Raw genomic sequence first — 22,270 nt, 5'->3', positions numbered from 1 at the left:
TCGAACAGTCGACACCAGTCGTCGACGCAAACACAAGCAACTCTCCATTGCGATTATCAAGCGATTTTCTACGCCAGACTCCCTGATTATCTAAGTTATGAGATTCCCTCAATGCCGGACTCGAGCGAATCTGTTGGAGGTGCGATAACCCGCCAGGATGGCACACGAAGCCCTTTGAACTCATGGGCGGGAATCACGGAAACGGTAACCTGCTACGCAGTCGAAGGCGATCCAGTTGATCGGGCAGTGATATAGGAGTTAGAGAAGCGCTCAACGCCATCGTCGACAGCGACACACGACATCTGCATCACGCAGCATATCCAAGCATACGACCGTTACAGAAGGCACCAGAAACGCTAAAGTGAGCGGCCAGTTCAGTGCATACATTGACGAATTTTTTCAACGCTGACGGTCGAGCGTTCTCTTCGGCTATCTCGCCGATACTCGATCCGGTATCGAATTCCGGGTGGCGTGCCACCACCGCCGTCAAATCTCCGCCGCCAGGCGATCGACCTCGACGAAGCTATCTTGGAGCTATACACGCATGAACATAGACATTTGCAAGCAGTCGATGGTCGGACTGGTCAGAACCGCGCTAAACGCTGGCCTCTCTACTCAAATCGGAAAATTTCTCTCCGAAGACGTGCTCGATGCCTTCTCAGATGCTGATCTCTATTATCTAGCCGGCAACGTCCGACTCAGGGAGCAGGACTATAAGGGGGCCGTCACGCTCTTCCAGCGGGCGTCGGAGCTGGCTCCGCAATGGGCATCGCCCCTCAACAACGCCGGCATCTGCCACGAGCGCCAGGGTCGGCAGGAAGACGCCTACCGGTTCTATTCACAGGCAGCGGAACGCGCCCCAAGCGATCGGCTGATTGTGCGAAATGCAGCCTATGCGGCGTTCCATCACAATGACAAGCGCTTGCGCACGCGTGCGGCCGATTTTCTGACGAGACTGCTAGAGCACCATCCGGAAGACTCCGAACTTCATTCGAAACTTGGATATGTGTATTTCTATCTCGGCGAGCGCGATAAAGCACTTGCGTGCGCGCGGCGTGCAGTCGATCTAAACTCGCAGTGCGTGACAGGCATTGTGCAGAAAGTCGCATTCCACCTGCCCATCGTCTACACCTCAAACGACGAAATCGACATTGTCCGCCATATGGTTGATTGCGCGCTGAACGAGATGTCGCATGACGTGACCAAAGCGATCACAACATCTATGCCCTCAATCTCCGAATTGCGCGATGTTTGGTGCGATCCGCTCTTTTTCCTCACCTACAACGGGCGCACCAACACTGATCTTCTGAGCCGGTTTAACGATCAAGTTCGACGGCTCATGGAGGCGATGTTCGACGATGCGCAGACGCGTATCGTCGAAAACCGGCGTGCGCGCCTTAACGATTCCGCACATACCAAGATTCGAATCGGGTTCGTGTCTGCCTTTTTCAACGGACATTCCATCTGGAAGATTCCAACCGTTGGCTACTACGAGAACCTGGACCGTGACAGATTCGAGATCTATACGTATCACATGGGCTCGGCACATGATCGCTTCACAGATGACGCACGAAATCTGTCGGATGCATTTTTCGAAAGCACCTTCGTCGGCGATGTGATCGAACGCCTGGTCGCCGATGCACCGGATGTTATTGTGTACCCGGACGTCGGCATGAACTTCAGCTCGTATTGCTTGACGTCGCTAAGGCTCGCCCCCCTTCAGGTTCAAATGCTTGGGCACCCGGATACGTCTGGCTCCGCGAACATCGACTATGTCGTCTCTGCCGACATGATGGAATCTGCAAGCGCCGAACTGTATTACCGCGAGAAGATACTCCGGCTCCCCGGACTCGGTTGCACGTATTCATTCGGCTACCCGCAGCCGTCCAAGGTTAATCGTTCCTTCTTTGGTCTTGATGAGCATGACATAGTAATCGTGTCACCTCAGTCGACCTTCAAGTATGTGCCGGAGGACGACGATCTGTATCCGCAGATCGCCGCGCGCATTGGCGAACGGTGCAAGTTCGTTTTCTTCCCGCGGTCAGATGCGGCTACCACTCAGATCTTCGTCGATCGGATGCAGGAAGCCTTCCAGCGACACGGCTTGTCCTACGATCGGCATGTCAGGTGCCATCAAGGATCACTCAGTCAGCCGGAATTCATTGCACTATGTGCGGTAAGCGACGTATTTCTGGACAATCCGGCATGGTCCGGGCACAACACGACGCTGGACGCGCTGCATGGTGGCTCGCTCGTTCTCTGCATGGAAGGTTTGTTCATGCGGCAACGGCACACGGCAGCCTTGATGCAATACCTCGGGTTCGTCGAACTCGTTGCAAAGGACAAAGCCGGTCTCGTGGATCTGTGTGCTCGCCACGCATTCGACACCGAGTATCGGCAAGCATACAAGGTGCGACTGGCCGCGAAACTTCCTGCGTTGGCCAACAGGGAGAGCGTCCATTCATTCGGGGACTTTCTCATTAGGGAAAGCTCGACATTTACGCCGGTTGCCACGGAACAGGCATAGTCGCGTCGCTTCGTTCAACCCACGCGCACGGTACAGATATCGAATCGATAATATAAGAGTTGCGCTCCAAGGGTTTCTCGGTCTATGACGAAGATGTCACGCGGCTCGGCTCGCTCGAGTTCGAACACATCAGCACGCTCAGGTGATACTCGTTCGCCGTTCACAAGGCGCTAGCCCGTGATGAACTGAACTTGCTGCGCAGTCCTCGAGAAGAAATCGTCGATGCCGCTTAAGTACAGGTTTTGTTTCAATGATCCCCAAAGGTCGTTATGAGGTGCCTCCTGGAGGTCAGCATTTCAGGCGGCGATCGGTGAGGCGCCCGCCCCAGTTACTGTAGTGCGGATTGCAATATGGCTCGCCGGTATGATTCCACGGCAGGCCCGATCGACAGCAGTCATCCTACCCTCCACCGCCACGCGGTCTGTGGAGGCGATTCAGAATGAGGCGATTCACGGAAGCGGCCCACACCTCAGCGCGCAAGGGACCGCACAACAAAGCGCCCTGCCATTCGATGTGGCTATGTTCACGCAGCAGATCCAACTGGCTCTCGTTATCGACCCCGGGGACGGTCAGAGATAATCCAAGGTCTCGCGCCAGCCGCGAAACATTCGAGAGAATGGCCTGCGACGTCGAGGATTCGGGCAACGTTGCCGTGAACGGACAGCCGAATTTCACCCCAGTCAGCGGGAGATCCATCAACAGAGATATCGACGTGTGGCAAACGCCGAAGTCCCCCAGCACCACACGGTACCCCCTTTGCCGCAACGGTTTCAAGAGTTTGGAAAGGAGCGCGGCGTCAAGTGCCAAGACGCGCTCCGATATTTCGAGCGTCAATTGAGAAGTCGACAGTCGGTTCCGCGTCACTGCCTGCTCAAGTTGCTCCGCAATGTCCGCGCGACCAAGTTGTGCTACCGTCAAACCGATAGAGATAGATGGTGCACCGTCACCGTCCGCATTCCATCTTCCAAGTTGTCGGCATGCCTCATCGATTACAAAACCATGCAGCAGCGCTAAAGCGTCGATCCACTCGGCATCCGCATAAAACTCGTCTGGGGCAAGTATGCCGCGCCTCGGATGATTCCAGAACGGGATCGCCTCGGCGCCGCCAATCGTACCGTATCGCATCGAAGCGACGGGTTGGTACTCGACTACGAATTCGCCTTGTCCGACGGTCTGCTCTAGCTTTTTCTTGCATACCGCGAACGCCTCATCCTCGCCAAGATCAGTGGATAATTCTTGGCGAAACACACGGCCCGCACTCATTTTCCATCTCCTCGCTATGTTGGACGCCGATCCAGCTCCCGGCACAGCAGCTGCAACGAAATCGCCGCTTACCACCTATGGTGTTACCTGAATCCAGTCAGCAGGCGAACCCAAGATTTATAAAAAGTCAGTTAACGTTAAGCCGGGGGGACAGAGACAGATATCTGAAATCTTCGAATTGCTCGTGCACTGTACGCCCGCACAAGCACAAATCTGAGCGTAGCTTAGTGGAAACGTACAGGCGGAGCACAGAAGGTCCGCCGCGCACTGCTATTGCCGGAGTTGCGCGGCCATTCGGTCCAGTGCGTCCGCGATCGCGCGAGCCTGCTGCGAAATTTCCTCGTCCCATTCAGTGGACTCACGCACGTGCGTTCGCAACTCCTGGCACTGCTCATATAAGGCCGACTGACCGAGGACAGCAAGGCAGCCCGCGACCCCATGCAGCCATTGTCTGAGCCGGGCAAGCTCACGCGCACGCATCACCGCATCGAATTCCGTTGCGTCGCGCGTCACCTGCTCGAGAAACGCCTCCACGTATTTTGCCGGTACCACGGGCACGTCCGGAAGCTCATCGTCTTCCGGCTCGGTCGCTACGAAAGCGCGTCCAGCCTTCGTCAACTCGTCAACAACCTTTTCGAGAGTCTCGAGCGAAACGGGTTTGGTCAGATAATCGGTGAAACCCCGGGCCTGGCCTTCCGCGATGTCCTCGGGCCGCGCGCTCGCGCTCACCGCATAGACAGGCATCGTCATACCGAGCCTGCGTAATTCGCTCAGCAAGCGGAATCCATCCATGACAGGCATATCGATATCGGTCATGACGGCGTCCACGCACTCCTTTTCGAGCCTTGCCAGCGCCTCCTCACCATTTGTCGCCTCGACAACCCTAACGCCCAGCGTGGTCAACTGGTCCAGAAGCAAACTACGATTCAGGAGATTATCCTCGACGATCAAGATCGTAAGGGCGACTTGCGGAGCTATCGTCGACTTTTCGGACACCGATATTGTGCTGTGTGCGGTTCCCAACATCTGTACGACAGACCTCAACCCCGGCAGACTGTGTATCGACACCTCCACCCCACCTTCGTCGCGACGTGCAGGAACGATGGGGCCACCCTGCCCTACCCACAGAATCACATCTGCCCGGCTCCACCAGGCAAGCACTTCCCGCGGCGCAAACTCATCTGTCGCAATCAGGCAATCATGCGCACTCGCATCGATCGGCTCGACCGGATTCGACACAACCGTTATAACGGTCACGACCGGATCGAACAGGTTGCTCAACCATTCGCGATTCTCGGGCGCACGACAGAGAATTACCGGCCGATGGTATGGAAGCGTCCACTCCGATTCGCCCGAGTAAGCCTCCGACTCCCTGAGCGGCAGCGCAACAGTGATACGTGTGCCGACGCCGACTACGCTGTCCAGATCGATCCGTCCTTTCATCAATTCACACAGGCGCGCGCAAATAGACAACCCCAGCCCCGTCCCTCGGGCTTGGGTCAATCGGTTACTATCACCTTGAGTAAACGGCTGGAACAGACGATGCTTCAGTTCTTCCGGTATCCCAATACCAGAATCCGTCACACTGATCTCGAGATCACCATCGCGCCACGCCGCACGCAATACAACCTTGCCAGACTGCGTAAATTTCAGTGAATTGCTAAGAAGGTTATTGACGATCTGCGAAACCCGAATCGGATCGAAAAGTAATCGCGACGGAATGTTTCGATCCAGGACCATAAAAAACTTCAAGCCCTGCTGATTTGCCAGCGGTGCATGCGATAGCCCGAGCCTGCCAAGCAATTCGGGGATGCTCCTCCACTCCTCCATCAGGCTCAGTTCGCCAACATCGATCTTTGAAAAATCCAGCACGTCGTTCACGATCTGCAGCAAGCCACCCGCGGATGTCTGCATTGCCCGCACGCGCGCCTTCTGTTCGGGGGCGAGCGGGCCATGGGCTACCAGCTCGATATTGCCGACCAGCGAAGAGAGCGGTGTGCGTATCTCGTGGCTCATCGATGCAAAGAACGCGACCTTAGCCTTGGCCGCAGCATCGCTGGTCAGCTTCGCTTCCCGCAACAGGATTTCCGCCTGATGATGGGCGGTCATGTCGATAACGGCACAGAAAAATACGTCTTGCTGATTCAGCTTGGCTCGCACGTACGTGATTTCGAGGTGCACGGCCGGATGCTTCGGGCGCGACAACGTAAACGGAAACTGAAAAATCTGCGAACCACCCTCCTCCCCCTTCATGCCTTCGAGCGACTCATCGAAGGCGTCGCTGAGTTCCTGCGGCAGCCGCTTATCGGCGATGCGCAAACCCATTACGGACCGGGCGATAGGATTCGCGACGACGATCTCGAGATTCGATCGGCGCACAATACACAACCCTACCGGGGTCGCATGTACCAGTAGATGGTTGAGCATTTCGGTGTCGAGCGCTCTTGAAGCTTCGGAATAGACGCGCGTCAGGAACCGATAGTTCCAGTAGCGATAAGCCACGCACAGGAGCACGACCAGCACGATAGCCGCTCCGCAGATTAGCATTAGCTCGTAACGCAGCCCGCGAAGCAAAACCGAAAGAGGCAGCAGGTACACCATGTGGCCGAAACCGGCGGACAACGCGGGACGGCGCAAGGCCCATCCGAACCCCGAAATCCAATGATACAAGCCGTCCTGTCGCAGAACCAGCCTCTCGTCGACCTGGTGGACTAGACCGGCATCCGCGGTCTCGATGAGCGGCCGGCCATCGACGTCAATGATGACCGGCTCCGGAACTTGGCCGCTTCGCTCGAGTGGCGTGAGGAGATCGTGCACATCCATGCTGGACAGGACTACTGCGTAAAGCTGGTCATCCTTCAGGATCAGCGACGCGCCAATCATATGCGGTTCCGCTTGTTCGCCACCGTCCCCGTCGACAAACCAGATGATCTGTCTCTTGCGTGCCGCGTCGACAGGATCCATTCCGCGTTTGTGAAATCTATCGAGGATCGCCGCGACGGTGGCCAATGGCGAATCGAGGTGAAGTGACGAAAAAACGTCCGGCGAGAACAGATGCTCATATGCTGCCGTACCGTCGGCGAGGATCATCGCGACACTCGACGCCTGACTGGAACTGGTCAGGTTCTGAACCACAAAATCACAACTCTCACGCAGCACAAGGTTGTCTGTCACGCTGCCTCGCATCTGCGTGCACGCGCGCGGCGCCATCAGATCCGGCGGAATCGGTTCGCTATTCATGTGCAATTGCAGCACGAGACTCGCCGTGGTCAACACAACGCGCCGTTGCAGGAACGCGTCGACCATCTCTTTTTCGTGGATGCGTGCGGCCTGCTCTTCCTGGCGGAAAGACGTCTGAAACAATCCGGCCACAGTCATCGCCGTAACTATTACCGCGACACAGATCAGCAGAGCGATAACGATCGCAAAGACCCGACGCTCTCGCTTGAGATTGGATTCAAGCGAATAGAACTTCTTGAGCGGCGACTCGTCAAGTTCTTGCAGAAGTCGGTACATCAGACCAGTCCTTGCTCCCGGGCGCAGGCTACGAGGTCGACATTCGTCTCCACATGAAGTTTCCGCATCGCGGACCGCTTCTGAGTCGCGACTGTGCCCAGCGACCGGCTGAGCATGCGCGCGATCTCGGTCAGCGAGATACCCGTCGAAAACAGTCGCACCACCTCGAGTTCCTTCTGCGTCAACGCCTGGAAATCGGCCTTGCCCGGCCCCACGCTACCTACGGCCGCAAGCCGGCGCTCCATCCCCTTGGACAAGCACCGACTCGCACCGCGCATGACCCGGAGACACACCTGACCAAGCTCGACGATTTCCTCATCCTTGCCGACGAGGCCCGCCACACCCATACGGCAAAGCTGGCTTAGCACGCCGCTGTTGGTCAACATGGTGAATACGACAACTGGCGTACGTTCATGGAGGCGCAACAGATGGGAAATCAGTCGTAGTCCGTCCCTGTCTTCGTCGCCTTGCTGCATCGCATAGTCGGTCACAACCAGATCTGCCTCGTGAGTAGCCAGCTCGCTCAGCAGCCCGTCCCCCGAACTCGCGGTAGCGACCACCCGAAAACCGGGTAGCGAATTCATGCATTCTGATACGGAACACAGCACGATCGGATGATCATCCGCAATCACGACTCTCGTCTGACCGGGTACGTTCGACATGGCGCCCCCAAATGGCTGTAGTGTTCTAATTCCACTCATCGATCCTGCGTCCGATCATGGATGCTCGCCCGCCTGGCCAAGCTTCCCCCACAAGAACAAAATCGAATCGGGCAGGGACTTCTGCTCTCACCGCCGCCGACTGCTTCCACACATCCTGCTCCATCACGACGAAAGCCGATCGGACCAATCCAGCAGGTCGTGCGCCCCCCACAGCCCTATTAGTCGGTCCGACACTTACATTCTACGCTCCCATCCGACCAGGGCGTTTACCCTCAGGTGACGCGGGTACTTCGATCATGCAGACTCTTTCGAGAATCGGAACCACGGGCAGCTCGTCTTATCGCACCATTCGTGCAATCCTCCGGCCAGCCCGGACCTGAATTCACAATCGACTGTGCGCATGCTACCGAAATCGGCATGCAGCCTCGTGTCACCATCGCATGATGATTGCCCAATCAACGAACCGCTGCAATCATCAATGCCTTCAACGCATAGCGGAAGCCCATTCCAACTCGCCCCCACGTTCATCGAAAGTACGAGCAAAAAAATTACCGTTAACATCGCTCCAATCAGGAGCACGAATGACAGGATCAGCCAGCCACTCAAATTATTGACGTACCACACCAGAAATAGAAGAGCACAGAACATCACGAACAAACCAGGCACCAGAAAAAAGGCGAGTTTCGGCAACGATCCCACAGTGCCGGACCAACACCTGATTACCCAGCCGAACCTCAACGTCGACAATCCCTGATCACGCATCGTGCTTTCCATTGCATCCCCCTTTGTTTCGGCAGCCTCACCCACCACGCCGAGCCATATCCAATAGAAAAGCAATCTATAATGTTCAGCGTCGACGATCACTCAGGTGAAGAGCGGACTCAAGGCATGGCATATCCGCAACCTTGACATTAACGGGGAACATTAAAGACACGACTGCGCCACGCATATCGCAAAAATTAGATAAGTGTAAGCGGCATTGTCAAGTTACGGGGAGTGAGACGGTACGACGGCAGGTGTGACGACTATAAGAAAGCAGTCGACGGATTTTGGACGAGTTCGGCGAATTCGCACCATGCAGCGAACCGGGCTGCGAGTTGTTTGCGATAGAGTGAAGCGCGCAGTAGATGCCGCTTGAGCGCGACACGTGTTTTACGTTCGCATGTTCTGGGATCCCGGCTCTTGCCGCCGGATAGCTGCGCAAGCGATTTCGATTTCTTCATCGCATCATCATACGTGATCGACCCAACAACCTGACGATGACGCCTCGCTCAACAGATCGGTCGAGCCATGATTTCATCAAGCAAACCTGAATACGTTGAAACGACATCCGGATTATCAGGCAAATGGCGCGCAATAGCGTCGCGCTGCGCTTGCCTGTATTGAACCGCATCTGCGTCGTGAAACTGCAGTGCGCGGATCAACTCCTCTGCTCCGCCAGCTACGTCGTTGTCCTCGTAGTAGTAGCCCATGTCCCGGCACATTGATGCGTTATGGATCAACGGATAGCCCTGCCAGCAGACTTCCAGATAAAAATAGTTAAGCGGATTTCCCAGTTGATGCGATATAACGACATCCGTGTATTCGGCCAGGAAGGATGGGGTTTCATATCGCCCCACAAAGACGGCCTTTCCGTCACGGACGATGTCTAGCTGACTCATCAAAGATACAAATTCAGGGCTTTGCGTGGCCAACTGCTCCGCGTTGGTGACCTGAAGTCGCGCAATGTTTTCCGGACGTGCGCGATATGCCAGCTCTGCGATCAACGCTGGATACAGGCAGAACTTGACTACGTTGATATTCGGCTCCATCACGCTTAGCCGCCTCGGTCGCGATGAAGCCTGGTACACTCCGCCACCGGGCAACGCACTTACCTGTTCCTCCAGAAAAACCGGGCTCCATACAAATGGAATCACACGGGCTTTTTTCCGTCGGAGCACCTCGAAATAAGGTAGGTTCAGCCCAGCGACCTGAGGAACGGCCCAGATATCGTCATACCGCTGATTGACGAACAGGTGCGGTCCCCATAAGGACTTGCGGAACAGGACGGCCTCCATCGCAAGGACATACTCAGATCCGCAGCAATACGATATCAGACGCGCGCCTCTCGTCTTGAGGTAATCGGTCTGGTTACAGTCGATCTGGCCGCCGAGCTCAATCATGATATCAACAACATCTTTCGCCACATCGAAAGCGACAGTAGGAAATTGCCCGAGGTTCCACGGCAACGCATCGGTGATGGGCGTCGCCGTCGTATTGACGAGCGTGACGCTCTCAACGTTCAGGCAGTTGCACAACGCCAGGGCGAGAAATGCGGCGTTCTGCTTGATCCCGTTATTCCAGAGAGTTTCCGCCGGATGATGCAATCCGATCGTGATACCGATTTTCAGTTTCTTCATCTAGCAATCCATTCCCGCGCTGACGGCGCGGATACCAAATGCCAATAGTCCGCCGCGAACCGCCCTGCCTGCTCGTCGGCAGTCGCATCACACAAGGGGCTTGCGTCTACCATCCGTGCGTGAAGCTCACTCCACGATCCGAGGCGATCGTCAGGGCTCGTCGTAAAGCAAAGCGATCGCTTCGGTATAGGCTCGCACATTAGCCTCGTTTTCCGGCGCAAGTCCGCGCAGGAATTCACCTGCGGTTCGCCGGTAGTGATCGAGATTGGCATCATGTTCCATATATGCTCTCTGTAGTGCCAGCGCGCCTTCCTCGCAGTCGAAATCATGGTAGCGGTAACCACAATCGCCAATCAGATGAGAATTGTGAACCAGCGGATAGGCACCAAAAAGCGCTTCGTAATAGACGTAGTTCTGAGCGTTCTCCCACTGATGCGACACGATCGCGTCCACGTCTGACGCCACGATGCGGTACAGCGGGAAACGTCCCTCGAATGAGGCAAGGCCGTGCTTCACGATATCCAGGCTGCGGGCGAAGCTTCCGAAGGTCGCATTTTCCTTCATTGCAAGCGTGTTGTAGACCCTGACATATTCAAGAAAGTCAGGATTGGCTCGATGTGCGGCTTCGCAGCATAGCATCGGGATGAAACTCGTTTTGACCAGGCAGAGATTTGGCTCAAAGATGCCGACGCGCCAGCGACGACGCTCGGGCTGATAGCCAAACGACAAACCGGACGGGAGATTTGCGATCTCGCGTTGCAGGAAAACCGGGCTCCACAAGTGTCCGAGAATCCGCACAGGCGCGCGAAAGGCGATTCCGTAGTATGGCACCCCAATCTTTTCATATTGGGGCAGAGTCCAGATGGCATCATACGGTTCACCGGGAATGAGCATCCCGTTCGGCTTGCCGAAGGTCATGCGCTCAACATCAATCACATAATCATTTCCTACGCGCATGGACACGACCTTTCCCTTGTGCTCGCGAAACGAAATGATCCAGTCCTTTTTAAGCTGCGCGCTCATCTCGATCATGACGTCCAAGGTCGTCACTGCCTCGCTCATGCCGATAACCGGCACCGGTGACTCCCGTAGGAATTCCTTCGATTTCACTTCATTCCCGGTCGCCCCGTCGACTACCAGGTAGATCTCGCTGACGATCGGGGAACGCATGAGGAGCATCACCAGGAAAATACAATTCTGATAAATGCCGTTCTCCCAGAGCGACTGCTCCCCCGCGCGCACGTGCATCGAAACGCCAACACGCAGCTTTCGGCTATAAACTGAATTGACGGACACTGAAGTCATGCGATCTCTCCTTTCCTTTCACTGCGGCACAGGTGTCGAAGCCTTGCCGAATATGCAGCGAGGGTGCCCGGCTGGAAAGGGTCGACCTGCTCAAACACCTTCGTTGATCGGCTCCTGTAATCCGCCAAGGTTCTGAAGTGATCTTGGGCAAGTTGCCTCAACAGGCGCGCACCTTCGATGACGTCGAAATCTGGATAGTAGTAACCCGCCTCTTTCATCCATTCGGCGTTGTGGACCAGAGGATAATCTCCATACAACACGTCCAACGCGGTATAGGTCTGCGCGTTTTGCCACTGATGGGCGACGACAGCGTCTGCGAATTGCGGCATGAAACTCACAACATCGTGGAATCCATGGAACGTGGCCTTGTGCTCGCGTACGATATCCAGCGAGTTGGCAAGGTAAAGCATTGTCGGATGGTCCTTCATATGAAGGCTGTTCAGCACGTGCATGGCCTGCACTGATGTTCTATCGTGCCGATAGGCTTCGTCACAGATCAGCATCGGAATGCTGGCGTTCCGGACCACTGAAGCATTGGGCTCGAAAATGGCCACTCGAACGCTGTTGGCAGTACCTGCGACTTGCAACTGCCTACCATATCCAAACTCAAGTCCGTATGCCTGCAACTGTCTCGCTCGCTGCTGCACGAATTCCGGATGCCACATGAAAGGCACCTCGTGCACTTCGCACCGATGCACCGTCCGCATCATCGACTCGAACGGCCGGTCTTTTGTCATTGTCCAGATTTCGTCAAAACGGATTCCCCAGCGACCTGCAGCGTGGCACCCGAATAGTGCCGGCTCGGCAAGTTCGGTAAAAGAATGGCGCGCCTGATAGAGCACCAACTTTTTACCCCGCGCCCGCATCAGTTCCAGCCACTTCGGATCAAAGGCGCCTGCCAGCTCGATGAGGACGTCTACCGCGTCAGCGGCATGCTGCGGAGTTACAAGTGGAAGTGGCCCGGCGATATCCGTGTCTGGTGCAGCGGCTGCATTCCCGCACGCGACATCAATCAGTGTCACCGACCGCACGAAGGGCAACCGCTGAAACGCCGCGGCGAGAAAGATGGCATTCTGGTACGGACCGTTCTGCCAGATATGCTGCTGGCTTGTGTCTACGGAAATTCCAATGCGTAGGTACTTTTCGTCAATCATAGATTCGACCTCTCCCGGCGTGCGGATATTCCTATATCCACCTTAAATCCAGACCGCTGCGGTGAGTACTCGTTTCCCAGCGCGACAACCTGTCGCCACGGCAATCAGCCGCATTCATTCTATGAGCGTTTCTGAGCGTATGGAGACACGTTCCCGACAATTCCGCGCGGAACATCGATTCGCAAAAAAAATGCCGCCGCATACCGGGTATGCGGCGGCCCAAGCCGGAGGATCTGGCCGGAGAACGTCTTAGTCAACGGCCAGATCCGGTGGCAAGTAAAGCAATTACCACTGGTACGACATACCCGCGCCCCAAACGGTGCCGCCGCTGCTGTAGCTCACACCAGCCTTCACCTTCAGGTTCTGGGTGATGCGGGCCGTCCCACCGAGAGCAGTTGCCTGGTAGCCCTTGTAGTTACCAGTCCCCACCCCGATAGACAACGTCTTGCCCGGGTCGACGTCAGGAATCATCGTCAGTGCGGTAGCGGCGGCCACACCGGAATATGCATTACGGGCCATCGCGTTGATCTCGCCTTGCATACCCGAGATCGCGCCGTTGAGCTGGCTGACGTTGACGGCATCAGTCGCGTTGACACCAGGCGCGACATTCGTGATGCGTCGCTCGCTGCCCTGCGAGCCAACCGAAACCGTATCCGGCTCACTTGCAACTGAACCCGCGCCGAGCGCGACAGAGTTGGCGGCAGACGCCTTAGCCCCCTGGCCGATTGCCGTACTACCCGCACCCGTCGCGCTGGTGCCCTCACCGAACGCAGCACTGCCAGTTCCGGAAGCAACGGCATTGGCACCCGCGGCAATACTGTTGTTGCCGGCAGCAACAGCATTCGTACCTGTTGCGGTGCTGCTAGTGCCGGCGGCCACAGCGTTACTACCCATCGCAGTACCACCGTCGCCGGATGCCGCTGCGTTCGTGCCGTAAGCGGAACTCGTGTCGCCCGATGCAACCGAGTTGGCACCGTTGGCCGTGCTGTTCGTGCCCGAGGCGATAGCATTGTTACCCGATGCGGTGCTGTTGTCGCCGGATGCTGCTGCGTTTTCACCCGTCGCCGTGCTGCCTTCGCCCGTCGCGGCCGAGTTGGCGCCGGTCGCCGTGCTGCTGTTACCCGAAGCTGCCGAGTTGTTACCCGATGCAGTGCTGCTGTCGCCAGACGCTGTTGCGTTTTCGCCCGTCGCCGTGCTGCCTTCGCCCGTCGCGGTCGAGTTCGCACCGGTTGCCGTGCTGTTGTCGCCCGACGCCGTCGAGTTCGCACCGTTCGCTGAACTGCTGTTACCCGAGGCTGCCGAATTGCTACCTGATGCAGTGCTGTTGTCACCGGACGCCGCTGCGTTTTCGCCCGTCGCAGTGCTGCCTTCGCCCGTCGCGGTCGAGTTCGCACCGGTCGCCGTGCTATTGTCGCCCGACGCCGTCGAGTTCGCACCGTTCGCCGAACTGCTGTCGCCCGAGGCTGCCGAGTTGTTACCCGATGCAGTGCTGTTGTCGCCAGACGCTGCTGCGTTTTCACCCGTCGCCGTGCTGCCTTCGCCTGTCGCAGTCGAGTTGGCACCGGTCGCCGTGCTGTTGTCGCCCGACGCCGTCGAGTTCGCGCCGCTCGCCGAGCTGCTGTTACCCGTCGCAGCCGAGTTGTCGCCCGTTGCCGTGCTGTTATCACCCGACGCCGCCGAGTTCGAACCGGTCGCCGTACTGTTGTCGCCCGTCGCGGCCGAGTTGTCACCAGTCGCCGTGCTGTTGTCGCCCGATGCCGTCGAATTCGCACCGTTTGCCGTGCTGTTATCGCCCGACGCCGTCGAGTTCGAACCGGTCGCCGTGCTGCTGTCACCGGTCGCAGACGAGTTATCGCCGGCAGCCGTGCTGTTGTCGCCCGATGCTGTCGAGTTTGCACCGTTTGCTGTGCTGTTGTCACCCGACGCCGTCGAGTTCGAACCGTTCGCTGTGCTGCTGTCACCGGTCGCAGACGAGTTATCGCCAGTCGCCGTGCTGTTGTCACCGGTAGCGGCCGAGTTATCGCCGGTCGCCGTGCTGTTGTCGCCGGATGCAGTCGCATTGTCGCCGGTCGCGACGGAATTATTACCCGACGTAGCGCCATTGCTGGATGCAACACTGTCCTGCAGTGTCGACACAGACGTACTTAACGAAGCAACTTCCGAGGTCAGCAGGCCGAACTGTTCTGATGCCTGTTGTTGCAGGGCGTACAACTGAGAACCGTTGATCGCGTCCGTACTCTCTGCAGAAATGGAGCCGGCGGCAACATTCCTGAGCAGCACAGGGGTCGTCGCGCCGATACCGCCGAAGGTAACCTGTCCCTTGACCGAGTCATCATAAGCAACGGTATTTGCCATCGCCGTCTGCAGGTTCGTCACACTATTGCCGACGTCGCGCAGATTCGAGTTAATCGCGCCGAGGCTGGTCGACAGCGAGGCGACATCGTCGGCAGTGCTTGCAAGAGCGGTCGACAGCGACGCGTTGCTGGTTTCGGACGGCGGAGCGCCCGTCGACAACGAAGCAAGATCATCGTTGAATGTGCTGAGGGCGGTCGACAGGGAAGCGACATCGCCAGCGGTCGAAGCGAGACCAGCGGATGTAACGGTCGACAGGGACGTCAACTGCTTAACATTAACGGCGTCCGTTGCATTCACACCGTCAGCCACACCGGAGAGCGTGCGCGCTCCCTGGGTGCCGGCGATGTTCAGGCTGGTACCGACGATGTTTGCGCCCAGCGTGATATTGCCGGTGGAGGTGTCCTGCACCAGAATCCCAGGCCCCGTGTTCAGTGCGGTGGAAAGCGAGGTGAACTGACTTGCGTTCGACGTCGACAGCGAGGTGAGCTGGCTTAAGTTCACCGCATCGGTCGCATTGACACCAGCGGCCACACCCGAGAGCGTGCGTGTACCCTGAATGCCGGCAAAGTTCACGTTCGTGCCGCCGATGTTCGCGCCAACGGCAACGATGCCCGTGGTCTGATCCTGATTGACCAGACCAATGCCCGCGGCAATAACTGCAGTCGAAAGTGAAGCCACGCTTGACGTCGTCGACGTGGAGAGCGTCGTGAGCTGCGTCATGTTCACAGCGTCCAGAGCGTTCACGCCTGCGGCCACGTTGGTCAACGTGACAGGCGACACGCGATCCACTCCGCCCAACGTCACCTGGTTGTGAGAAGCACCGTCGTACACGATTGCGGTGGTCGACAACGCCGAAAACTGGCCCATGTTGACAGCGTCGGTTGGGTTCACGCCCGCCGCAATACCCGTCAACGTGCGATCGCCCTGCGTACCGGCGAAGTTGACCGTAGTACCTGCAGCGTCCCCGCCTACCGAGAGTGCACCTGTAGTCTGATTCCGCGACACCAGTCCGATCCCAGAATCGGCGACAGTGGTCGATAGCGAGGTGAACTGCGACATATTCACTGCATCAGTAGGATTGATGCCCGCAGCGAGGCCAGAGAGGGTTACACCATCCACGCCGTTCAACACGGAGAGAAGATTTCCGGTCTCGCCACCAGGGCGGAAATAGATTTCCCCTTTCGTACCGTTCACGACGATCTGAGTGTTATCCGCACTGAGCCCCACCCAATCCTGGGAGCCGGCCAACTGCATATCGCCCGCCCAAGGCCCCGCCTCCGCACATCTATCACCGAAGAGGTCCCAGCCTACACCCTGGGAGGTGTAATTAGAGCCGTAATTGAGACAAATCGTTGAGTTGTTGGCCGCCATTGCGCTCGACTGGAACGGCCCAACGAAGCCCATGGCGGACATCGATGCCACAGCGAACATCGACAGGCGAAGCAGCTTTTTCTGACTCCCACCCGACGCAACAGCGCTCGAAGTCGCACCTCGGTGCCCGGTCGCCTCTTCGGACACCGCGACCCAGGTACGCGTCTTTTCGCACCATACTGTTTTGAAGATCTTGTTCAAACCTCTACTCCTATACCGTTATTAAATTCGCACTACTACATGAATAAAAGGATCAGAAAACGCATACCTAAATCAGGGATACCGCCTTCAGATAATTAGAAGCCACCCAGTTGCGACCGGATACAAAGGCGTTACCACACACCACCAGGCCGCCGTCAACCCAACAGATTCACTTCAGCTATGAAAGATACCGAGAGACAACAGCGCCCGATATCGCATTTATTCGAAGTATCAGGTCGACTCCATCCGTTATCTCGGTGCGAGGGGACGAGTCGAAGACGGCCGAGTTAGAGAAACTCGCCACCGTCAGTCGCGCCTTACGCAACGTAGAAGGACATACCTTTCAGGTTGGAGCACCTGTTCAAGGGAATTGATCTGCACACCGCAGACCAACCTGAACAGCTACGCACGAGGTCAGTGGAAACCAGAAAATCAACTCGAGAATGAATGCCTCCTCGACATAGGAGGTGACCGCCATGAACAGGCGCTCGAAGCAAGTAAATGTGGCAAATGACCGCGGCGTAGTACGGCAAGCGGGAAGCAGTGACTTATGCAAAACAGAAGTCGTTCGAGCTATAGCCGTCTCTTTCGACTGGTAATCCAAACCAGATTTGATTCGCTGCGAAAACTACGAATCATGAGATCCGTTGGACGATCTCGCACCGTCCGGCTTCCGCGGCGAGAGCCCGCACGCCGAAATCGCGGGCGATTTGCGGACACCCCCCGCAAATCGCCAATCCCTTCACCTACGCTCCTAGAACCACGTTCAGCATCTAGCGGACGATTAAAACCAGCCGATTGCCGACATCCCCTTACTTCTGTTCGAGAACAAGCTCGACACGTCGGTTTTGTGCACGTCCGTCATCCGTCGCATTCGACGCCACGGGATTGGACTTACCGAGGCCATTTACAACGAAGCGATCCGCCTGCAATCCATGCTCCCGCAGATAAGTTGCAACGGTGCGTGCCCGACGCACCGACAGTGCATTGTTGTAGCTCTCAGAGCCGATAGAGTCTGTATAGCCCAAGACCTGAACCACGCGGAACCGCCGTCCACCCGCATCAGCGATGAGCTTGTCCAGCGCTTGCCGACCAGCAGGCTTGAGCGTGGACTTGTCAAAATCGAACAGCGCGTCGCCATGTAGCAACACCTTCTCCGGCGACTGAACAGGGGCCGGCACGGGAGCGGGCACAGCAGCCGGGACAGACATTCGGGGAACCTCACACCGGAACAGAAGCCGATCCGGCGTGCGACCGCGTGGTGCAATCTGCTCAATAACGTGAAGCGCCGGCGAGCCGGGCTGGATCGCGCATATCTCCTGCGCCTTACTCAGGCAGGAACCGGTTTCCTCAAAGAGCCCCGTACATTCGACCCGATACACCTGTTCGTCACCATGCCCATTGCCCACCGGGTACATGTTTGCGGTAGGCCCCGAGTAGACGGTACACCCGGCGAGAAACAACAGGACAACAAAAGCGATATTTTTCATTTTCGAAAATTTCCATTTCTCATCAAGCCGACAGGCTTACGGCCTCTTCAGGCGAACAACCGCCAGATCACTTCCGCACGGGAGACTGACGCGCTGCGCATTGGAATATCATTGCGTCACGCTCCGGAGTACCCACCGAACTGACACTCTGTTCGCCGCAAATGGCCTGCGCCCTGCGCAGGCAGACGTCCTTCCCACCCAACAGCCCCGAACAGGCTACGCGGAAGCGCTGCACACCACTGTCTGTCTTTATCGAATAATCGTTAGTTAGCGGCGTGGAAGACGACGAACACCCCACAAGGGCTGCTACAAGCAACAGCGCAAGATATTTCATAACCCTTATCAATCTCCATTCAATCAGCAACTCGATTCGATCTCCTGTGACACGAGTGATCGACCGGACGCCTCAAAAACCAGCGTAAATTAGTGATAGCAAGTCGCGTGGAACACCTTCCCCCCGCTTCCCAACCCGAGAGATTAGTGATGGACCGCTCGCCCCGATATCGCAGTTCTTCGATATTTCGTTGGTTTATCCACGGGGGCGGAACTTGTCGGTCGTACGGGTTTGCAGATTTCAGCTCTGGTTTTTGCGCACGCCAATCCGTCTCGATTCTGTTTTTCTTGCTGGTGGAGGATGACATTCCACGCGGGTGTCTGAGCGCGTATTACCCGGAGACGAATCCGCTGGTGTCACTGTCGTCCTTCTGCTGTGGAGGCTGCGGCAACTTGATGGCCTAGATCTGGCTTTTTGTCAGATCGCGATGCGTCAGGTAGCAGTGAACTCGCAGCCACCGCGGTTACGGCTGTTACCAAACTCATGCGAACACGACGTAGTGCACGGGGCATCTTGGGCACGACTTCATTTCGAAACGAACGGGTAAACCAAATCACTGACAACAGTGCGATCTGAAGAAGATCGGCCCGCGTTACGCGAGCTAGCCAGACCACGCTGAGGCACCAGATGGCGCTCGTTGATCTCGGGTTTCACGGCGTCGATGCTGAGGTCGCGCCGGTACAGGTCGTGTGTCGTGGCAAGCGCAAAACGTTAACGGGCGCACAGCGGCGCTGGCTCAAACGGCGACAGGCGATCGAGCCGATCATCGGACACGTGAAGCAGGACTACGGCATGCGGTGCCGTTGGCTCAAAGGGCAAACCGACGATGCGCTGCGGGCTACAACCTGCGCTGGCTACTACGCACGATCGTCCGGATGGGCATCAAGTTCGTGTCTTTTGCGCTTGCGCTCTTGCGTCTGCTCTCCAGCTTCGCACGGGCAAGGCTGCCTTCCCATCCCTCGCTACGCTCGCTTCAATTCGCAAATTGAATTTTTCAGGGGCGACTACTCCGCGTGGAAGGAATCAGAAATAGCAGTTCTTCGAATTTTGTCGATGACGATCGCTTGATGGAATCCGGCAGGAACAATGGAGGTTGGAATGTGGCGGTACATTGATTGTGCATCACGAGCACAGGCCAAGGAGCTATTGCAAGTCCGCCCTGAGCAGAGCTGGCACGCCGGTCTCGGCGCCGGTGCTATCCGGAACCTCGCAAAGCTGCTGATAAGCAGCCACCCGGAACACAATGTGGTGCTGGTGGCGCATGTACAGCCACGCCTGTTGGCGCGGGGGTCCAGGTTCAGACGCGGCCTTGTCGGGTGTCGATATGGCGATATGGGACATCAAGGGAGCGCTCGCTAGAGCGAAGCGTCTGCAAGCTACTCGGAGAACCCGTACGCGATCGCGTGAAGGCTTATGCGAACCCGGGTCTGCTCCCGACGGCAGCAATTCTGCCGTCGGGCGAGACAAGCCATGGGAATGAGCCTTCGAAGCATCAGTATCTGTCCCCGGACAGACCTAGCACGGATCGAAGCGTCATCAATGGACTGGTCGCGCTCGCCCAGACTTTCACCTTACTCGAAACCAGGCATACGAACCTCAAATGGCCCGTGAGGCGATGCCCTGAAGGTCGCTGATAATCATCTCTTCGATCATTCTACGTACATCGAAGCACCAACCTGGCATGAGTAACCGGCCGGCCGTCGTTAATTGCCGGTAATAGAAAATAGCTCTACAGAGTTTAACGCAGGTGCACCACCGGCAACGAATACCCGGCCATCAGTCAGCAGAGTCGCAGTGTGCAGATAGCGTGCCGTTCCCATCGAACTCGCTGGCAGCCATCCGGCGCTGGCAGGATCATAGAGTTCTGTAGTTGACGCATCCGAGCCAAGGCCTCCGGTCACCAAGACCTCGCCGTTCCGAAGAAGTGTCGCCTGGTGATTTGCACGGGCTTGAGACATGGAAGGCAGACTCGCCCATGTGTCACTAGCTGGATTGTATTGTTCCGCTGTCGCTCCGCCACCCACCCCGCCTGTGACAAGTACCGAGTTGTCGTTGAGTAGGGTGGCTGTGTGATATTCCCTCGAAATGTTCATGTTTGCAGAGGGCGACCACGTTCCGCTAACTGAGTCGTAAAGCTCTGAGGACGCGAGTAGGCCGGCAGCGTTTTCTCCTCCAGCCACAAGGACTTTTCCACTGTTGAGAAGTGTTGCTGTCGGTGCGAAACGGGTTGTCAGCATGCTTCCTGTCACCGTCCATGTGCCGGTGGTGGGGTTGTATATCTCCGTGGTGGCGGATCGTCTACCGGTGCCCGCATCCCCTACTACCAGCACAGTACCATCAGGCATTCTGACGGCACTATGGCTGTATCGCTGGATAGACATGCTGCCTGACGCGCTCCACATACCGGTGGCAGGATCGTACACTTCTGAAGTATTGACAGGGCCAAATCTGTCGGCCCCGCCGGCGACCAGAACTGTACCATTCGTCAGCAGGGTTGCGGAGTGTAAGCCACGCGCATCAGTCATATCGCCTGTTACCGACCAGGTGCCCGTCCTCGGGTCATACAGTTCGGCCGTTGCTACCGGAACGTTGTTCGATCCAACGCCCCCTGCGACCAGCACTCGCCCATCCAGCAGGAGCGTAGCCGTGTGGTAGGCGCGACCGATCGACAGCGAGTCTGCAGGTGCCCAGGCACCCGCTGGCACAATCGTAATGAGTACACTCGCCTCGGTTGAGCCTGCGCTATTTTTTGCGGTGACGGTGTAGGCTGCCTGATCCTGCACGGTCGTCGGAGTACCGCTAATCACACCTGTAATCGCATTCAGGCTCAAGCCCATTGGCAAGGCCGGGGAGACGCTGAAGCTGGTTGCAGGGCCGCCGGAACTTTGCGGTAGATTCGGCACAATCGGCTGTCCGACTGGATAGACAGGCGTGGGGTTCGTATATTGCAGATTTGATGGGCTTACCTGTTGGTCGAGCACCTCAATACTGATTTGCGTCTGGGTACTTCCCGCACCGTTGCTCCCTGTCACGGTGTAGGAAGCTTGTGAGGCAACCTGAACCGGCGTCCCGCTGATGACGCCGGTCTGGCGATCCAGCGTAAGTCCGGCCGGCAGTGCGGGGGCGACGGCATACAGAGCGATCGCGCCGCCTTGAGTCGCCGGATAGTTTGGAGTTATTGGCTGATTAACCGTATAGATGACGGGATTATCGGAATATTCGAGCAGGTCGGGAGCGACTTCTGCGGCGCGGACTTCTATCTGTAGCCTCGTCGTCGCGCTACCCGCGGAATTCGAGCCGGTGACTGTGTATAGTGCTGCGAGAGTGACTTCGGCTGGCGTACCGCTAATCACGCCGGTTTGCGGATCCATGACGATGCCCGTGGGCAGGGGCGGAGCCACACCGTAATGAGTAATTTTATCGCCGCTGCTAGCCGGCATGTTCGGTGTAATCGTTACTCCCTGCGCATAAACCACAGAGGACTCGCTATATTGCAGTCCTGCAGGGGCGACGACCAAAGGTTGTACGCCCGATCCGCACCCTGCCCAAAGCAGAGCGAAAGCGATAAAGATAAGTATATTTGCCGAGGAAGTCTTGATTCGCATACCTTTATATAAGCGTTGGGGTAAGATCTGAGGGAGATTACTTTTTGTCAGTTAGGAATGCCGTAAGTTCCGTATTCAGTAACAGGCC

General features: G+C 57.0%; 11 protein-coding genes and 2 pseudogenes. 2 read left to right on the top strand and 11 right to left on the bottom strand.

What is annotated here, in order from left to right; genetic code table 11:
* Nucleotides 1–544 precede the first annotated feature (544 nt).
* The gene (locus tag AC1ECK_RS08060; RefSeq protein WP_480317728.1) at nucleotides 545–2,527 is read left to right on the top strand and encodes an O-linked N-acetylglucosamine transferase, SPINDLY family protein; all 1,983 of its coding nucleotides are present in this window, start codon (nucleotides 545–547) and stop codon (nucleotides 2,525–2,527) included.
* 399 nt (nucleotides 2,528–2,926) lie between these two features.
* Here the strand turns inward: AC1ECK_RS08060 and AC1ECK_RS08055 are convergent, their stop codons facing one another.
* From AC1ECK_RS08055 to AC1ECK_RS08010, 10 genes and pseudogenes are all read right to left on the bottom strand, one after another.
* Complete coding sequence (locus AC1ECK_RS08055; protein ID WP_480317726.1) at nucleotides 2,927–3,790, bottom strand: EAL domain-containing protein; 864 nt, start codon at nucleotides 3,788–3,790, stop codon at nucleotides 2,927–2,929.
* 270 nt (nucleotides 3,791–4,060) lie between these two features.
* Nucleotides 4,061–7,306: an ATP-binding protein gene (locus tag AC1ECK_RS08050; RefSeq protein WP_480317724.1), complete on the bottom strand. Its 3,246-nt coding sequence runs from the start codon at nucleotides 7,304–7,306 to the stop codon at nucleotides 4,061–4,063.
* The gene (locus AC1ECK_RS08045; protein ID WP_480317722.1) at nucleotides 7,306–7,968 is read right to left on the bottom strand and encodes a response regulator; all 663 of its coding nucleotides are present in this window, start codon (nucleotides 7,966–7,968) and stop codon (nucleotides 7,306–7,308) included. The genes AC1ECK_RS08050 and AC1ECK_RS08045 overlap by 1 nt, the downstream gene beginning before the upstream one ends.
* Nucleotides 7,969–8,262: 294 nt before the next feature.
* A complete protein-coding gene (locus AC1ECK_RS08040; protein ID WP_480317720.1) occupies nucleotides 8,263–8,832 on the bottom strand; it encodes a hypothetical protein in 570 nt (189 codons plus the stop codon).
* A gap of 161 nt (nucleotides 8,833–8,993) precedes the next feature.
* A pseudogene (locus tag AC1ECK_RS08035) lies at nucleotides 8,994–9,178 on the bottom strand (IS6 family transposase); the annotation flags it as partial.
* A 61-nt stretch (nucleotides 9,179–9,239) separates the two neighbouring features.
* Nucleotides 9,240–10,367, bottom strand: a complete 1,128-nt coding sequence (locus AC1ECK_RS08030) for a DUF2827 domain-containing protein (RefSeq protein WP_480317718.1) — start codon at nucleotides 10,365–10,367, stop codon at nucleotides 9,240–9,242.
* A 150-nt stretch (nucleotides 10,368–10,517) separates the two neighbouring features.
* Nucleotides 10,518–11,672, bottom strand: coding sequence for a DUF2827 domain-containing protein (locus AC1ECK_RS08025; RefSeq protein WP_480317716.1), 1,155 nt, complete (start codon nucleotides 11,670–11,672; stop codon nucleotides 10,518–10,520).
* Entirely contained in the window at nucleotides 11,669–12,826 is a 1,158-nt protein-coding gene (locus tag AC1ECK_RS08020; RefSeq protein ID WP_480317714.1) for a DUF2827 family protein, read from the bottom strand. The genes AC1ECK_RS08025 and AC1ECK_RS08020 overlap by 4 nt, the downstream gene beginning before the upstream one ends.
* A 285-nt stretch (nucleotides 12,827–13,111) precedes the next feature.
* Nucleotides 13,112–16,753, bottom strand: coding sequence for a YadA-like family protein (locus AC1ECK_RS08015; RefSeq protein WP_480317712.1), 3,642 nt, complete (start codon nucleotides 16,751–16,753; stop codon nucleotides 13,112–13,114).
* Nucleotides 16,754–17,565: 812 nt separating this feature from the next.
* Nucleotides 17,566–18,243 carry an OmpA family protein gene (locus AC1ECK_RS08010; protein ID WP_480317710.1) on the bottom strand — a complete coding sequence of 226 codons (678 nt, stop codon included), beginning with the start codon at nucleotides 18,241–18,243 and terminating at the stop codon, nucleotides 17,566–17,568.
* A 958-nt stretch (nucleotides 18,244–19,201) separates the two neighbouring features.
* Between AC1ECK_RS08010 and AC1ECK_RS08005 the strand changes: the two are divergent.
* Nucleotides 19,202–19,566: pseudogene (locus AC1ECK_RS08005) on the top strand (hypothetical protein); the annotation flags it as partial.
* 714 nt (nucleotides 19,567–20,280) lie between these two features.
* On the opposite strand, the gene AC1ECK_RS08000 reads toward AC1ECK_RS08005, so the two are convergent.
* Nucleotides 20,281–22,182, bottom strand: coding sequence for a putative Ig domain-containing protein (locus tag AC1ECK_RS08000; RefSeq protein ID WP_480317708.1), 1,902 nt, complete (start codon nucleotides 22,180–22,182; stop codon nucleotides 20,281–20,283).
* Nucleotides 22,183–22,270 lie beyond the last annotated feature (88 nt).

This window comes from Paraburkholderia sp. SSBN10T (assembly GCF_056619545.1).
Note: the sequence above shows the minus strand (reverse complement) of the source record. Positions and strands in the feature narration are given on the sequence as shown.

What these genes read in the sequence shown, in the direction of transcription:
- AC1ECK_RS08030 (WP_480317718.1), bottom strand. Translation starts at nt 10,367, where the DNA reads ATGAAGAAACTGAAAATCGGTATCACGATCGGATTGCATCATCCGGCG.
- AC1ECK_RS08055 (WP_480317726.1), bottom strand. Translation starts at nt 3,790, where the DNA reads ATGAGTGCGGGCCGTGTGTTTCGCCAAGAATTATCCACTGATCTTGGC.
- AC1ECK_RS08050 (WP_480317724.1), bottom strand. Translation starts at nt 7,306, where the DNA reads ATGTACCGACTTCTGCAAGAACTTGACGAGTCGCCGCTCAAGAAGTTC.
- AC1ECK_RS08010 (WP_480317710.1), bottom strand. Translation starts at nt 18,243, where the DNA reads ATGAAAAATATCGCTTTTGTTGTCCTGTTGTTTCTCGCCGGGTGTACC.
- AC1ECK_RS08000 (WP_480317708.1), bottom strand. Translation starts at nt 22,182, where the DNA reads ATGCGAATCAAGACTTCCTCGGCAAATATACTTATCTTTATCGCTTTC.
- AC1ECK_RS08060 (WP_480317728.1), top strand. Translation starts at nt 545, where the DNA reads ATGAACATAGACATTTGCAAGCAGTCGATGGTCGGACTGGTCAGAACC.
- AC1ECK_RS08020 (WP_480317714.1), bottom strand. Translation starts at nt 12,826, where the DNA reads ATGATTGACGAAAAGTACCTACGCATTGGAATTTCCGTAGACACAAGC.
- AC1ECK_RS08045 (WP_480317722.1), bottom strand. Translation starts at nt 7,968, where the DNA reads ATGTCGAACGTACCCGGTCAGACGAGAGTCGTGATTGCGGATGATCAT.
- AC1ECK_RS08025 (WP_480317716.1), bottom strand. Translation starts at nt 11,672, where the DNA reads ATGACTTCAGTGTCCGTCAATTCAGTTTATAGCCGAAAGCTGCGTGTT.